At 62.2% G+C, this 15,139-nt stretch carries 14 protein-coding genes; 8 read left to right on the top strand and 6 right to left on the bottom strand.

Translation table 11 applies throughout. From position 1 onward, the window contains the following. Positions 1 to 229 precede the first annotated feature (229 nt). A complete protein-coding gene (locus tag ACRQFC_RS04255; protein WP_284896799.1) occupies positions 230 to 1,480 on the top strand; it encodes an ATP-binding protein in 1,251 nt (416 codons plus the stop codon). A gap of 57 nt (positions 1,481 to 1,537) precedes the next feature. Here the strand turns inward: ACRQFC_RS04255 and ACRQFC_RS04250 are convergent, their stop codons facing one another. Then, positions 1,538 to 1,972, bottom strand: coding sequence for a Panacea domain-containing protein (locus ACRQFC_RS04250; protein WP_284896798.1), 435 nt, complete (start codon positions 1,970 to 1,972; stop codon positions 1,538 to 1,540). A gap of 54 nt (positions 1,973 to 2,026) precedes the next feature. On the opposite strand from ACRQFC_RS04250, the gene ACRQFC_RS04245 reads away from it, so the two are divergent. The 3 genes from ACRQFC_RS04245 to tgt all read left to right on the top strand — a co-directional run bounded on the left by ACRQFC_RS04245 (position 2,027) and on the right by tgt (position 5,447). After that, entirely contained in the window at positions 2,027 to 3,070 is a 1,044-nt protein-coding gene (locus ACRQFC_RS04245) for a RelA/SpoT domain-containing protein (protein WP_284896797.1), read from the top strand. Between the two features lie 141 nt (positions 3,071 to 3,211). Beyond that, the gene (locus tag ACRQFC_RS04240; protein WP_284896796.1) at positions 3,212 to 4,066 is read left to right on the top strand and encodes a queuosine precursor transporter; all 855 of its coding nucleotides are present in this window, start codon (positions 3,212 to 3,214) and stop codon (positions 4,064 to 4,066) included. A 145-nt stretch (positions 4,067 to 4,211) separates the two neighbouring features. Continuing rightward, on the top strand, positions 4,212 to 5,447 hold the full coding sequence (gene tgt / locus ACRQFC_RS04235) for a tRNA guanosine(34) transglycosylase Tgt (RefSeq protein ID WP_284889982.1): 1,236 nt from the start codon (positions 4,212 to 4,214) through the stop codon (positions 5,445 to 5,447). 120 nt (positions 5,448 to 5,567) lie between these two features. Here the strand turns inward: tgt and ACRQFC_RS04230 are convergent, their stop codons facing one another. Next, the gene (locus tag ACRQFC_RS04230) at positions 5,568 to 7,031 is read right to left on the bottom strand and encodes a hypothetical protein (RefSeq protein ID WP_284896795.1); all 1,464 of its coding nucleotides are present in this window, start codon (positions 7,029 to 7,031) and stop codon (positions 5,568 to 5,570) included. A gap of 96 nt (positions 7,032 to 7,127) precedes the next feature. Here ACRQFC_RS04230 and ACRQFC_RS04225 point away from each other — a divergent pair, with 96 nt between their 5' ends. After that, the gene (locus ACRQFC_RS04225; protein ID WP_284896794.1) at positions 7,128 to 8,258 is read left to right on the top strand and encodes an FHA domain-containing protein; all 1,131 of its coding nucleotides are present in this window, start codon (positions 7,128 to 7,130) and stop codon (positions 8,256 to 8,258) included. Between the two features lie 97 nt (positions 8,259 to 8,355). On the opposite strand, the gene ACRQFC_RS04220 is transcribed toward ACRQFC_RS04225, so the two are convergent. Continuing rightward, entirely contained in the window at positions 8,356 to 9,840 is a 1,485-nt protein-coding gene (locus tag ACRQFC_RS04220) for a DUF1846 domain-containing protein (RefSeq protein WP_159455036.1), read from the bottom strand. 287 nt (positions 9,841 to 10,127) lie between these two features. Between ACRQFC_RS04220 and ACRQFC_RS04215 the strand changes: the two genes are divergently transcribed. The 3 genes from ACRQFC_RS04215 to ACRQFC_RS04205 are packed head-to-tail and all read left to right on the top strand — an operon-like array spanning position 10,128 to position 12,109. Beyond that, on the top strand, positions 10,128 to 10,763 hold the full coding sequence (locus ACRQFC_RS04215; protein WP_284896793.1) for a TetR/AcrR family transcriptional regulator: 636 nt from the start codon (positions 10,128 to 10,130) through the stop codon (positions 10,761 to 10,763). Next, a complete protein-coding gene (locus tag ACRQFC_RS04210) occupies positions 10,760 to 11,752 on the top strand; it encodes a diaminopimelate dehydrogenase (protein ID WP_087070215.1) in 993 nt (330 codons plus the stop codon). Before ACRQFC_RS04215 ends, ACRQFC_RS04210 begins: the two co-directional genes overlap by 4 nt. 39 nt (positions 11,753 to 11,791) lie before the next feature. Further along, positions 11,792 to 12,109, top strand: a complete 318-nt coding sequence (locus tag ACRQFC_RS04205) for a hypothetical protein (protein ID WP_143231833.1) — start codon at positions 11,792 to 11,794, stop codon at positions 12,107 to 12,109. 47 nt (positions 12,110 to 12,156) lie between these two features. Here ACRQFC_RS04205 and ACRQFC_RS04200 read toward each other — a convergent pair whose 3' ends face one another. The 3 genes from ACRQFC_RS04200 to ACRQFC_RS04190 all read right to left on the bottom strand — a co-directional run bounded on the left by ACRQFC_RS04200 (position 12,157) and on the right by ACRQFC_RS04190 (position 15,135). Continuing rightward, positions 12,157 to 12,732: a flavodoxin gene (locus ACRQFC_RS04200; RefSeq protein ID WP_159454984.1), complete on the bottom strand. Its 576-nt coding sequence runs from the start codon at positions 12,730 to 12,732 to the stop codon at positions 12,157 to 12,159. 223 nt (positions 12,733 to 12,955) lie between these two features. Further along, complete coding sequence (locus ACRQFC_RS04195) at positions 12,956 to 14,347, bottom strand: ABC transporter permease family protein (protein ID WP_087070218.1); 1,392 nt, start codon at positions 14,345 to 14,347, stop codon at positions 12,956 to 12,958. Continuing rightward, the gene (locus ACRQFC_RS04190) at positions 14,344 to 15,135 is read right to left on the bottom strand and encodes an ABC transporter ATP-binding protein (protein WP_234984443.1); all 792 of its coding nucleotides are present in this window, start codon (positions 15,133 to 15,135) and stop codon (positions 14,344 to 14,346) included. The genes ACRQFC_RS04195 and ACRQFC_RS04190 overlap by 4 nt, the downstream gene beginning before the upstream one ends. Between the last annotated feature and the right edge of the window lie 4 nt (positions 15,136 to 15,139).

Below are 15,139 nucleotides of genomic sequence, written 5' to 3'. Positions count from 1 at the left end.
GCTCCTGCCGAAAAGTATAGCCGGCGGGTCCGTGAGCTGGGCTGCTATGAGCTGTGAGGAAAAGCCCGGCCCTGTAAAAGCAATAGCTGCGACGCTGTAAAAATGGCAACCATGAATCCGCAAGACTGATAACAAAAAACCCGCAAGAGTGATATCGATAAGTCCGCAAAAGTGATATCGAAACTCCCGCAATAGTGACAATTGCACGCGAAACGGCTAGTCTCACAGCATGGCTTATATTCAGCGCGCGGTTGATACAACGCTGCAACAAGACCTGGAAATCATGGGTGGCGTGGTAATTGAAGGTGCGCGCGGCTGCGGAAAAACGGAAACGGGCATATTCCACGCCAAATCAGAATTCCGCGTGGACCAGGCATCCAACCAGCGCCTCGCGGAACTCAATCCCCAGGGAGTTCTGGAAGGCGATGTTCCCCGGCTCGTTGATGAGTGGCAGCTCGCCCCGATCCTCTGGAACGAGATCCGCCACGAAATCGATGCGCGGCGCACCCCGGGCCAGTTCATTTTATCGGGCTCGGCAACCCCGGCCGATTCGATTACCCGCCACACCGGCGCTGGCCGGCTTTCCCGAGTGCGCATGCGCCCCATGGCCCTGGGCGAAGCATATCCGCGGGAAGACCGCATCACCCTGACCGAGCTACGCACCACCACGAACGTGCGCTACGTACCCGGGGCCCTCAGCTACCCCGAACTCGCTACCGAAGCGGTGCGAGGCGGCTGGCCCTTCCTTGTCTCCTCGCAAAATCCTGCCTTTATCCGATTCGTCCAGAACTACGTGGACAATATCGCCCACGCGGACCTCGCGCAGGTGGACGCCCGCTTCGACCCGGAACGGGTGCGGCGCCTGTTGCGCTCCCTCGCCCGCAATATCGCGAGTGAAACCGCGGCGACCACCCTCTCCCAAGATATTTCCGCGGACGGCGGCGAACTCTCCCCGCAAAGCGTGCGAAGCTACCTCGATGCGCTCACCCGGATTTTCATCGTGGAGGAACTCCCGCCCTGGAGCGGCTCTTTGCGCTCAAAAACCCGGCTCCGCAAGCAGGCGAAACTGCATTTCTGCGATCCCTCCCTGGCACTCGCGGCTCTTTGCGCAACCCCGGAAGAGCTCGCGAATGACCCCGAATATTTCGGTCAGATTTTCGAATCGATGGCGGTCCGGGACATCCGCACCTACGCGGAGCAGATCGGCGCCACCTGTTTCGGTTACCGTGATGAGAGCGGCCTGGAAGTAGATATTCTGCTTGAGTTCAGCGATGGCCACTGGGCCGGCATCGAAGTGAAACTTGGCGAATCGGATCGCGCCGTGAGCGCGGGGGAGCGCAATTTACTCCGGCTGCGTGACGCCCGTATGGTGAAATCCCCGGATTTCCTCGCCGTGGTGACCGGTGGCCGCACCGCATTCACTTTGCCAAGTGGCGTTCATATTCTTCCCCTGAGCACTATGGGTCCTCTAGCGCAGTGACGCTATCTCCCAAAGATCGCAGAAAAATCCCCTCACTTCCGTGGCGAGGGGACCGCATTACCCGAGAACGGGGTGCTGAGTGTAGTAGCTTTGCAACGACTCCTTGGAAATGAGGCGGTCTCCAATTTCTATGGGTGATAGCCCTTCCCGCATATTCTTCCAGGGGTCCTCGCTATGGGTGCGAGCCGAAAGTTGATTGCCGCTGAGCTGAGCGAGGCGGTCAACGACCTCGTTCACGATCTGCGCTTCATCGGCCGTGATCGTGCTATCAAGTTCGCCCTTGCGGATAATGAACTTTCCGCGGTGCTGGTTGAAGAGCGCGGGGCTAACCGGGCCACCTCGCCATGCCTGGAAATCCTCCGGGAAAAGAGGATACCCGCGCGTGGCGAGGCAGTGAGCTTGACTGTAAAAAGCGAGCTTCTGCATTTTCATGGTGGTCATATCCCCGCAGCGCTGCAAAATATATCCGGCCACATGTGTAATAGATGCCATTCGAGTGCCCTCCTTCCACCTTGTAGTCTAGTGAACATGGGGGAAGTTAGCACTATGGATCCGGTGACACGTAGCGCTGCGAAAAAGGCTTCCAACCTCCTCGGTTCGGAGGATGAGAAAGAGGCCGCAGCGGCGCGCGCGATTATCCAGCAATGGCGAAAGCAGCATCTTGAGCCAACGTGGGGAGTATTTGATTCAGCGCGGATGGTGTGCCGATCTTTGAGCGGTGCCCTCGCAACATTCCGTCTCAAACGAATGGAGTCCATCGAGAGCAAGATTCTGCGTCCGGGTAAAAACTACGATGCCGGGGCGATGGATGATATCGGTGGCTGCCGCATCATTCTGCCTGGGATGAATGAGCTCAACGCAGCGCGAGAGCTCATAACCGATGCTATTTCGGTTCGGAAAGTAAAAGACTACGTCTACGTTGACGCACCTCCGAGCGGATATCGTTCTATCCACGTACTTACTCAGAACGAGGGGAAAGAAAAGGGCCTGAGCTACCGCGTCGAAGTTCAGCTCCGCACAGAGCTTCAGCACGCGTGGGCGACTGCCATTGAGGCGGCAAGCAATGTTTACGGCGAGAATTATAAAGACCCTGCGCCAAGGGCGATATCGGAAAACGGCGTCAAGCGATTGGAGTTTTTCCGGCTGGTATCCGCCGGTTTTGCACTGAGCGAAGGCGTTTTGCTTGATCACGGTGTTCCCCAAAGTATTGAGGAAATTCGGGAAAAGCTTCGGGAGTCTAGCGTTAGTAAGGACATTGTGGATGATCTTGAACTCGTGACCGATGACGTTGTTCAGTTGACAGAAGGACACCAGGGCCCCGGTTTATATCTCTTGGTATTTGAGCGTGAGAAACAGGAAGTCGCCGTTCAACATTTTGATGAGGATGATCCTCGCAAGGCCTTTGAGGCGTACAACGACCTCGAGGAAAAGAACAGTAGTGCAAGGGATACGGCGGCAAATCTTCCTGATGGGGTGCTGGTGTATTCAGATAATCCGGAACGCCTCCCACTCGCGTACCCGAACTATTCCAGCAATGTGAATGTATTCCTGAAACGGTATCGGGAAATCTTCCAGTTGGAAGATGAATAATGCGGTTTCTTGCAGCTGACCCGCATACTGAGCTACGACGCATGCCCATGTGCGCGCATCCCGCTATAATCATGACCGTCCGTGCGGTGGCAGAGCCGGACACCATAACCATATTTTCTCGACACGCATGGAAAGGTCACGATGAGCTCGCAGTCCACCGCGCCGCACGGCGCCAGCACGCACCCCGAATCACACCCCACCACTCCTGCCCCCGCGCTCGCGGACGGCCTGGTCACCCCGAATAACGTCAGCCCGAACTCCACCGGCACCGCCGCCACCCCGAACACCTCCGGTGCCGCGACCCCGGGCGCCACCTCGGGCACCACCGCCCGCTTCGCCGACGTCGCCCGTTCCCACCTCTTCGTGTACGTGGCGGTTTTCTTCGTCTCCTTCCTCCTCATTTCCAATATCGGTGCCACGAAGCTCATCACCCTGAATATCGGCGGTCTTGATCTTTATTTCGACGGCGGCGCGATGCTCTTCCCGCTCACCTACATCATCGGTGACCTTCTTTCGGAGGTTTACGGTTTCAAAGTCGCCTCCCGCACGATCATCCTTGCTTTCGGGGTGCAGATCCTGGCCTCCTGCTGTTTCTGGCTGGTGCAGATCGCCCCGCCCGCCCCGGATTACGCCAACCAGGAAGCTTTCGAAGCGGTGCTCGGCGTGGTGCCGCGCTTCGTAGCGGCCTCCGTTTTCGGATTCCTCTTCGGCCAGCTCTCCAACTCCTACGTGCTGGTGTGGATCAAGCGCCGCTTCGGGGAACGCGCCTTGTGGGTGCGCCTCATTTCCTCCACCATCGTGGGCGAATTGCTGGACACCATCATTTTCTGCTTCGTGGCCTGGGGCGCGGATATTGCAGCCGGCAACGTCGAATTCTGGTCCATCGTCAACCTCTCCCTGGTGGGCTGGCTCTATAAAGTCGGCATCGAAGTGGTATTCCTCCCGCTGACCTATGCCGTGGTTGGTGTGGTCAAACGCCACGAAGGCTTACGATAGGCAGCGGGCCGGTGGCGGCGTCGTCGTACTAAAAACAACGCGAGCGCGCGGCACGGCACCCGGGCATAACGCGCGTGCCGCACACAAGAACCGCACCCAACAGAAAGGTGAGAGCGTGACAACAGGATTTACGATCGGGACGCGCCTGGACGCGCGCGTGGGGGACCTCACCGGGCGGCCGCTGGGACGCACCGGCGTGATTCACACCCCGCACGGCGATATCGCGACCCCGGCGTTCATTCCCGTCGGCACGAAAGCGACCGTCAAAACGCTTACGCCCGAGCAGGTGCGCGGTATCGGCGCGCAGGCCGTGCTCGCGAACGCCTACCACCTCTACCTGCAACCCGGCCCGGAGATCCTGGACGCCGCCGGCGGCCTATCCGCCTTCATGAACTGGAACGGGCCCACCTACACGGATTCGGGTGGGTTCCAGGTGCTCTCGCTCGGCTCCGGCTTCAAAAAGGTGCTCAGCAACGAGTACGCCGGGAAAAACGCCGGGCGCGCGGATACCGAACTCGCGCGCGATAAAGAGCGCCTCGCGAATGTGGACGACGACGGTGTATGGTTCCGTTCCCACCTCAACGGCTCGCGCCACCGGTTCACCCCGGAGGTGTCTATGGGGATTCAGCACCAGCTCGGTGCCGATATTATGTTCGCTTTCGACGAGCTCACCACCCTTCTCAACTCCCGGGCCTACCAGGAGAAAAGCCTGGAGCGCACCCGCCGCTGGGCCGAGCGCTGCCTGGCCGAACACCGCCGCCTCACCATCGAACGCGCCGGCAAGCCCTACCAGCAGCTCTTTGGCGTGATCCAGGGCGCGCAATACGAGGATCTGCGCCGGAAAGCCGCGCGGGACCTCGGCTCCATGTGCGTGGACGGGCAAGAATTCGACGGTTTCGGGATCGGCGGGGCCCTGGAAAAGGAGAAACTCGGGACCATCTGCGCCTGGGTGAGCGAGGAACTTCCCGAAACGAAAGCCCGCCACCTCCTCGGGATTTCCGAACCGGATGATTTCTTTGCCGCTATCGAAGCTGGCGCGGATACTTTCGATTGCGTCAATCCCTCCCGGGTGGCGCGCAATGCCGCGATCTACTCCCCGGACGGGCGTTTCAACGTGACCCGCGCCCAGTTCCGCACCGACTTCGGGCCGCTGGTGCCCGACTGCGAGTGCTACACCTGCCAGAACTATTCGCGCGCCTACCTCAATCACCTCTTCAAGGCGAAGGAGGCGCTGGCGGCCACGCTCGCCACCATCCACAACGAGTACTTCACCGTGCACCTCGTGGACACCATTCGCGCGGCTATCGAATCCGGCGATTACGCGGCCTGCAAAGAAGAAACGCTCGGGCGCTTCTACCGCGGGCAGTGGGGGCGCGCGTAGCGGGCGCGCTTATGGCGGGCGGCGCGTAAGGGAGCGGCGCGTTCAGTGTGACGCACGTTCCGCGCGCACACGTAAACGGCCCCGCGCGGTCCGCCGCGCCGCACGCGCGAGCGCCCGCGCCTAGAACGCGCGGTGCGCCGCCTCGCTCAGCTTCTGGAAGGTCTCCGGATCGGGGAATCCGGACACCTCGTAGCGAGGCGGCCACACATTTTCGAGCGGCTGGAAGCCCTCGGGCCACACATCGCGGGCCACGTCCAGGCGAATGGTGATATTGGCGGCTTCCGGATCCGCATCATCAAGATAGTTAATGAAATCCGCGACCGCCGGAATGGACCCGTAGTGATCCGAGCGGCGCCACTGCGTGAGGCTCACCGCGCCTTCGTCCAGGTCATGCACTTCGTAGAGCGCCACGTGGCCCATTTTCTCCGGCCAGCGCGAAAGGAATTCCTGCTGGTGATCGTACATGCGCCCGCGGAAGGTGGCGCGCAGATTCGCCAGCGGCGCGTAGGCCGGGTGATCCGGCATAGGAATCCATTCCATCCAGCCGTCCGCGGCCACGGTGTGGGGAAGCGGGTAGATAGCGTCGTCGATATCGTAGTCCTGGAGCAAACGGTTGAAGAGCGCGGGAAGCTCCGGATCATCAGCCAGCACCACAAAGAGGCGCGAACGCGAAGCCGGCACGAACAGCGGCAGCGCGCCGTTGTATTGCTTGCTGATCGAGTACGCCACCTGCTGGACCAGATCCACATCCGCGAACCACGAACTCTGGTAATTATTCGGCTCGGTAAAAGCCAGCACCCGCGCGCCCGCGTACATCATGACCACCAGCTCCAGGGCCGCGTAGCCCGATTGCGCATTCAGGCCGCGCAGCGATTCCACGGCGTGCCCGAATAGCGGACCCACATCATCCGTTCCCGGAATGAGATCCAGGTCCGAGAAATACAGCGGAATGATGTTATCCGGAGTATCGCGCGCCAGCCCCACGCCCACGAAATCCGTGAGCGGCAGGTAGATAAAGGAATCATCCTCGCGCCGGTTGACGCGCGTGAAATAATCCGCGGCGCGCACAATCGGCATAATCGGCCCCTCGGCGTCATCCTGCTCCTCCGCGAGCTCATCAAGCGCGGGATCGCGGTGCGGAAACCCCGGGTCGCTCGGATCCATGGTCCCGAAGAATTGCGCGAAGATTTCCCGCCAGGACAGGTTTTTCTGGCCGCGGCCCGGCGGGGTACCGGGCATCTCGGGCGCGCTGCTTCCCGCGGCCGCACCCGTTCCGGTAGCCGCACCGCCCGCGTTCGCACCGTTTCGGGGCGACGACGCCGCCCCCGGCTGGGCGGACCCGGCCGCACCTTCGGTGACCTGCGGGGTGGTGGCCCCGGATACGCCAATAGTGATGAGGCGGTTAAGAAGTGCGCGCCGGCTGTCTTCGGGAGCATCCGGATCGATCATCTCAAAGGGGCGGAAGCGGAAGGTGCGTCCGTCCGGGAGCAGGACATCCAGCCACGGCCCGTCGGCATTGACCAGCGCGCCGGCGAGTTCGGGATGAGCGGTGGCGACCTCGAGGGCCCAATTCATGAGCGACATACCTCTATTCTGGCAGAAAGTGGCGCAGGCCGCTCGCCGGGCGCGGTATCCTTGCAAGCAGAGATGTGACTCATGGAACCAGGTCGAGGAGGAGCCATGCCGTCCTATTCTTATCCCGGAGATGGGCTGCTGGCCTGCGTGCCCGGCCTGGCGGTGTTCACGCCCGCCCTACCTGCCGATCCGGCCGCGGTGTGGGAAGCGATGCGCGCCGGTCACGATTTCCCCACTCTTCTCACGCATCTGTGGTCCGCGCTGGGCGCGGATTTTGCGCTGTTCTACGCCGACGGCCCGCTGCTGCGGGTGGCCGCGCACGGTCTCATCGTTCGGGATGTCACCGGCCGCGCGGTCGCGGACGGCAGTAACGCCCTCACCTGGCAAGAAGCCGCCACCACCCAGGACACCACGGTGACGGTGGGGAACGTTGGCGCTGCGGGTGCTGCGGGTGCGGAAAGCGCGGCTTTCGGTGGGAACGACGGCGCAGCTACCGCACCTGGCCCGGCCCTCCCATTAGAGCGCGGTATGGCCCGCGCCGGAGGCGCTCGCATTAGCCTCAGCCCGGTTCTCAGCGGTCGGCCTGCGGCGGTTAGCCGGCCCGCGGCTCCAGCGCTCGCGGTGTCCGCCGAGCAGCCGGTGGCTCCGGCTTCCCTGCCCGTTGATCGCCCAGAAGCTTCGGCTGCCCACCCGGCGGTGCCGGAGCCTCCGGCACCGCCACTTCCGCCGGCGGCACCGCTACCGCCGGTTGCTCCAGCGGCACCGGTGGCGGAGAGCGCCCCGGTTCCCAGCTACGCCGCGGCCACCGAAGCCTACCCGGTGCACACCACCGAGCCCTATCCTTCCTCCGGCATTCCCGCCCCGCTCCCGGCGGTCGAATTACATTTCTCGTTTGGGGAGACGGTGCTGTTGGGCGGGGTGAGCCCGGCTCTTAAAAATATTATTATGGGCCGCCGCCCGCTCCTCGATGCCGCGGCTGCGGGCTCCGATCCGGCAGCCACCCAACTCCTCCCGGTTCCCTCCCCGCGCCAGGAAATCTCCCGCACCCACTGCGAAGTTCTGGTAGAGGCCAGCGGCGCATTCCTGCGGGATTGCCATTCCAATAACGGCACCTACCTCAAGCACGGGGACGGCCCGCTGCGCCGCATCGAACCTGATCACGCGGTCGGCCTGGAAGATGGGGACCTGGTAGATATGGGTGACGGCGCCAGCTTCACGGTGCATTACCGCAGCTAGCGCCGCCGCGCCTTCTCCTCAGCGGCACACCGGGCTACCCGGGAATACAAACACCCGGGCTGCCCGCCGCGCCACGTGGGCCAACTCGCCCTTTCGGCTACTTCCGATACAGCGTTTTACGCTGGTAATGCGGTTCGCTGGTGACATTCACGCCCAGGGAACGGAAAATACCATCGTCCACGGAGCCGAGGATCGTGGTGGTATGCACATCGCAATTCTGCAGATCCTTCAGCTTGCTCAGCGCTGCCGCCGCGGTGGGATCCGAGGCCGCGGAAACCGAGAGCGCGATAAGCACTTCATCGGTGTGCAGGCGCGGATTACGCGAGCCCAGGTGCTCCGTTTTAAGGGTCTGGATCGGGGCGATGGCCTCCGGGGCCAGCAGCTTCACCGAATCATCAATCCCGGCCAGCACCTTGAGCGCATTAAGCAAAACAGCGGCGGAACAGCCCAGCAGTTCCGAAGTTTTTCCGGTCACGATTCTGCCATCGGGCAGCTGGAGCGCGGCGGCCGGCCCACCCGTGGCCTCGGCCTTGCGCAGCGCCGGGGGCACCACCGGCCGGTCGGTGCCGGTCACCCCGAGCTTGGCCATAATGAGGGCGATGCGTTCGGAACATACCGGCTCAGATTCGCTGCGCTTCTCATCAACAAGCGCGCGGTAATACCGGCGAATAACTTCCTGGCGGGCGGCTTCGCGGCAAACGTCGTCGTCGGAAATACAATATCCCACCATGTTAACGCCCATATCCGTGGGGGATTTGTACGGTGTTTCCCCGGAAAGTTCGCGCAGCAGCAGGCTGAGCAGCGGGAACACCTCGACGTCGCGATTGTAATTAATTGTTTGCACGCCGTAGGCGACCAGGTGGAAGGGGTCGATCATATTGACGTCGTCCAGATCGGCCGTGGCCGCTTCGTAAGCGAGGTTCACGGGGTGATCCAGCGGAATATTCCACACCGGGAAGGTCTCAAACTTCGCGTAATTGGAGGTGATGGAACGCTGGTGATCGTGGTACAGCTGCGAAAGGCAGGTGGCGAGCTTGCCGGAACCCGGGCCGGGCGCCGTCACCACAATAAGATCGCGCTGCGTTTCCACGTATTCGTTCTTCCCGAAACCGTCCTCGGAAACGATGAGCGCGGTATTGGAGGGGTAGCCCGGGATGCGGCGATGGCGCGCCACATTGAGACCCAATTTAATAAGACGGCGGCGGAAATCGCGCGCCTCGTGGTTATCTTCCTCGTATTGGGTGAGCACCACGGAATTGACCATGAAACCGGCTTCGCGGAATACATCCACGAGGCGCAGCACCTCATCCTCATAAGAAATGCCCAGGTCGGCGCGGTGCTTCGCCTTGAGATCGCGCGCGTTAGCGGCAACCACAATCTCCAGCTCATCCTTCAATTCGGCCAGCATCGCAATTTTGTTATCCGGGGTGAAACCGGGCAGCACCCGCGAGGCGTGGAAATCATCGAAAAGCTTGCCACCCATCTCTAGGTAGAGCTTCCCGCCGATCTTTTCGCGGCGCTCTCGAATTTTCTGGGACTGGAGCTTAATGTATTTTTCCCGATCAAATCCGATGCTCTGCAATGAGGGGATATGGGGGGAAGGGGAAGGGGTTTCTGTAGTAGGGATGGAGTTACGCGCGTTTTTATCAGCCACGCCGGATCGCCTCTCTCGGTCACCTCAGCAGTACCGACAAAGTGTAGCGCCTCGCGCCGGATTTCGCATCGAGCCGGTGGGCGTGTGCGGGAGCGCGGGGCATTCGGGCTGGCGGCAAGGGCGCGAACGCTACGGGCGGGCAAAACCGGGCGTGGTTAAACCGTTGCGCTCATCGATTGAGTCCGCAACAATAGGGGGCGACGCTGGGAGGAGATATGCCAAAGATTTCTGCACCAACGGTCCGCGAGCATCGGGAAATGATGATAGCCCGGCTCGTGGATGCGGCGGAAAAGATTCTCAAAGACGAGCCGGGCAAACCGCTCTCGGCCGGGGCGGTGGCTGCGGCTGCGGGTATCGCGCGCAACTCCATTTACCGCTATGTCGGGTCGGTTGAAGACCTGCGGCTGCTGGTGCTCGAACGGAATGTGCCCAGGTGGCGCGCCAAGGTGATGGGCCAGGTGGATATGAATGCCGAACCGCGTGAACGCCTCGCGCAGCTGGTGGTGGCGTGCATCCGCCAGTCCGGCCAGCGCGACTCGCATAAATGGCTCATGGGTCTCATGCGTGCGGCACGCGGGAAAGGTTCGGAAAAGGCCACGGCGCATACCAAAATGGGCGTGGATAAAGCCCACGGTTTCTTCACTGACGCCCTCAAAATGTGCTGGAAAGATACCGGCATCGCGAATCCCGATATTTGGACCTCTTTCAGCCGCGCCCTCATTTCCGACGCATTTCGCCAGGTGGAAACCGGCGCGTCGCTCGAGGATGTATGCCGGATTGCCCGCCACACTATTCTTGCTATGTCCGCCGGGCATACAGATGACGAACTCGAGAAAGAACCACACGCATGACACACGCGCGCATCGCGATCAACGGCTACGGCAACCTGGGCCGCGGGGTGGAACAGGCCCTCAGCCTCGCCCCCGACCTGGAGCTGGTGGGGGTTTTCACCCGCCGCGAAGGCGTGATGACCGCCTCCGGCCCGGCATTCCCCGCCGCCGAACTCACCGATCCGCAGCTGCGCGCCCGCTGGGCCGGCAAAATCGACGTCGTTATCAACTGCGGCGGCTCAAAATCGGACCTCGACACGCAAACGCCGTTGGTCGCCTCCGGTTTTAACGTGGTGGATTCTTTTGATACACACGCGCGGATTCCGGCGCATTTCGAACAGGTCGACGACGCCGCCCGCGCGGCCGGCACCCTCGCTCTCATTTCCGCCGGTTGGGACCCGGGCCTGTTTTCGCTCCAGCGGTTGCTGGCCGAGGCGGTTTTGCCGGCCGGGCACTCGGAAACTTTCTGGGGTCCGGGGCTGTCCCAGGGGCATTCGGATGCGGTGCGGCGGGTGCCGGGCGTGAAAAACGCGGTGCAGTACACCGTTCCCAAGGAGCAGGTGCGGGCCGCGGCCCTGGCCGGGCAAACGGAAGGCCAGCTCAGCGCGGGCGATAAGCATCGCCGGATCGTTTACGTGGTCTTGGAGAGCGGTGCGGATCCGGAGGCGGTACGCGAGGCCATCGTGACAATGCCGAATTACTTTGCCGAATACGAAACTGAGGTCCACGTGATCTCCGAGGAGGAGTTCGCCGCGGAGCACACCGGGATGGCGCACGGCGGCGATGTGATTCGGCACGGCACTACCTCGCCGGGGACTTCGCACGCCCTGCATTTCAACCTCGCGCTGGATTCCAATCCGGAATTCACCGGTTCGGTGCTGGTGGCCTGCGCCCGCGCGGTGGCGCGGATGCATGCGCGTGGGGAACGCGGGGCGGTAACCCTCTTCGATGTTCCGCCGGCTTTGCTTCACCCGGCCAGCGCAGCGCAGCTGCGCGCGGATTTGCTGTAGGGAGGGTTCCCGGTAATTATGTGGGATCCAGTACCGGCCTTGGCGAAAATTGTCCCGGAGCTAATATGGGGCATGCTCTTCTCGTTTTTCGCAGCCGACTTTTACCGCATCGGACGTTTTGATTTTGAAATCATCTCCGAAGTTGTGACGCTTGGCGGTCTCGCGCTGTGGAGTTTCTCCCGGCGGTATAAGGAAAACTGGGGCGAGGTCTTGCACGCCGGGCTCTATATGGGCGTATGCCTCGCCTTAGTGGCGATCAACAACTCCTCGTGGACGCGTTTCGCGGTGATTATCCTCGCGACCTGCTATGCCTTGGGGTATGTTCAGCGGGTGAAAAAAGCTCAGAAACCGGAATAGGAACTGTTTCTCGATGATCTCGAGGAGGATCGCGAACTCGGGATCCGCTAAATCAAATTCGCGGAGGCGAGCCATTCTTCCAGCGCGCTATCTGTAGCTGCCTCGTGGATATTCTCACCGCGCACGGAGAAGGGCACGCCGGTGGTTGCCTCCGGGGCCAGATTCGTGAACGTCGATTCGATTTCTACCTTCGGCGAGCCAGACCAGGTGGTGAACGGCAGCACCAGCTGATCCGTGAGACCGGAGGATTTCAGGTAGGTCTGTACCACCGGGGGGACCTGCTCGCACCACACAGGGAAACCGACAAGCACGACGTCGTACCCGCTCGCGCTGGGCGCCGGGGCCGCAAGCTCCGGGTAAATGCCCTCCGCAAGTTCGCGGGTGGACTGGGCGTGCGTCTCATTCGGATCCGCGGGATAGGGATGCGCGGGGACAATCTCAAAAGTATCCGCACCCAGGCGCGCCGCGATTTTTTCCGCCAGCACCTTGGTGTTCCCGATTTCGAGGTTACGCACCTCGCCGTCCCAGAAATTCAGGCCGGCACGCGAGAAGAAAGCTACGAGACAGCGCGGGCGGGGCGCATCCGCCGGCGTTTCCTGCTGAGCCGCACGAATTTCTGACATCGGAATTTCCTTCCCGCGAAGCGAGCCCTCCGCACTGAGAATTGTGACCTGAACATCATCCATTCTGCCACCGAGCCCGGGCTACCAGCGGGTCTTTATACCCGGGGCGTCCACGCTTAATTCCTGAATTGTTTCTCAATTATTCGCGTTTCAGCCCCATATGATTCACTTGCCAGCCCCTTATGATTTACCCGCCCGCCCGCGTCATTCGCCTGCCAGCGCCCTAATCATTGGCGCGCCCGCGCGCCAGCACCACCCGAGTTTCCAGCGGTGTGACCACCAAAATGCTCACCAGGCACATAGCCAAACCAAGAACCGTAATGATCCCGAGTTTCGTGAAAGCAGCGGTATCCAAGCGGGCACCCCACGAGTAATTCGTCATAAGAGACATACCGACCCCGAGCGCGGTGGTCAGCGCCGTCGTTACTACCAGGGGAATAAAAGTTTGCAGGATCCGAATCCGCGTGAAAACGGCTGTGGGGAAACCGAGGAAACGCAAGGACTGCGTCTGCTGCGCCGATTCAAAAACGAGGGAGGCGTGATTCGTGAGGCTGGACAGCGCCACCACCGCGAAACCGAAACCGAGGGTGACCATCACACCTGTGCCGATATCGGCGGAGACCAAGCGAATCGCCACCGAATCCGAACCGCTGCGCTCGGGAAGCGTGGAGGTGTAGCCACCGATGAAACACAGCAGCGCGAGGGTGGAGACACTGCGCCACACCGCGCGCGGATCGTTGAGAATCCGCCGCGCCGCCATGAGCAGCGACGCGCGGCGCGAACGCGTGAGCGGATAGGCCAGCGCCTGAATAATAAAGGAAGCCGCCACCGAAAGCGCGAACAGGAAGACCAGCAGCACGCCCGCCATCATGACGATTTGCACGATGGGCGTGGAACCGCCACGCGCATTAGCCACCAGCACATACATAATTCCGGCGACGACGAGCACCCCCAGGCGCCACGCCCGCAGCGCACGCGGAGTTTCGCGGCGCGCCACCCCCAGGGGTGAAATCGATACCCGCATCAGCCCGCCGAGCGCTGATACCAGGGTCACCACGAAGAGCAGCGCAATAACCGCGGCAATAAAGGGAACCGGCAGCAGCATCTGAGCGGGATTAATGGGCAGCCCGAGGAAGCTCAGCGCGCGCCAGCCCGGCAGCGTCACCAGGTAAAGCACCGTGCCCAGCGCGGTGCCCAGCAGCCATTGCACCACCGTTTCGCACAGCGAGATCGCAATCGTCTGGCTGCGGGTGGTGCCAACCAGGCGCAGGGAAGCCAGGCGCTGGGAGCGATCCTGCGCGCCCAGCCGCGCGGCCCCGGAAGCCAGGGAAGAAATGGGGATAACCAGGAGCGCCCCGGCGAAAAGCGCCAGGCCAAGGTACATTTCCGTCAGGCCGGCGCCCATGGTCTCGCTCAGGGCTTCGAGGTGGGCAGCCATGGCCAGGCTCGGGTGGAAATTCCAGTTATAGAACATGAAGATGCCGCCGGCGATGGTGAGCGCCATGGTGGCTGCCAGGGTGAAACTGAGGACCGCGAGGATATCCAGCCAGGCGTTCCCGGTGCGAGCGCGCAGCCGCGCCAGCGTGAGGCGGGGCGCGAAAGAGAGGACTTTCATTGCAGCTCGCCCCCGTTCGCGGTGGTGGTGCCGGGCTGGGATGCGCCGGGGCGCGCCGTGCCGGGGCGCGCCGTACTGGGCTGTTCCGCCGCCGGAGCGTTAGCCGAATCGGCGTGAATAACGCCGTCGCGAATCTCCACGAGGCGTTCGCACCAGGCGGCCACGTTCGGGTCGTGGGTAACAATAATCAGGGTAGCCCCGCTCATTTTCGCGGCGGTGGTCAGGATCTGGGTGACCTCGTGACCGGTGGCCTGATCGAGGGCACCGGTGGGTTCATCAGCGAAAACCACCGCCGGCTGGCCCGCCAAGGCCCGCGCAATGGCCACGCGCTGGAGCTGCCCGCCGGACATCTCCCCCGGGCGGCGGTGGCGTTCGGGTTCCACCCCGAGGCGCGCCAGCCACATATCCGCGGCGGCCAGCGCCTCCCGCCGGGGCCTACCCTGGAGCAGCAGCGGCACCGCCACGTTTTCGCGGGCCGGCAGCTCGGGAACCAGCTGACCATCCTGGAAAACAAAACCGAAATTCTCCAGGCGCATTTTCGAACGCTGCCCGTCGGACATATCCGAAATCGGCTCATTGCCCAGTAGTACCGTGCCGGTGGTGGGCGTGATAATCCCGGCTAGGCAGTGCAGCAGCGTGGACTTACCCGAACCGGAAGGTCCCATAATCGCCACCGACTGCCCGCCCGGAATACGTAGCGAGACCTGGCGCAGCGCCGCCACGTTCCCAAAATTCTTCGTGAGATTATTCGCCACCAGATCCGGGGCGAGATTCTGTGCTGTGTTCATGGCT

The sequence above is a fragment of the Actinotignum inguinis genome, assembly GCF_051265835.1.
Classification (GTDB): Bacteria; Actinomycetota; Actinomycetes; order Actinomycetales; family Actinomycetaceae; genus Actinotignum; species Actinotignum timonense.
Note: the sequence above shows the minus strand (reverse complement) of the source record. Positions and strands in the feature narration are given on the sequence as shown.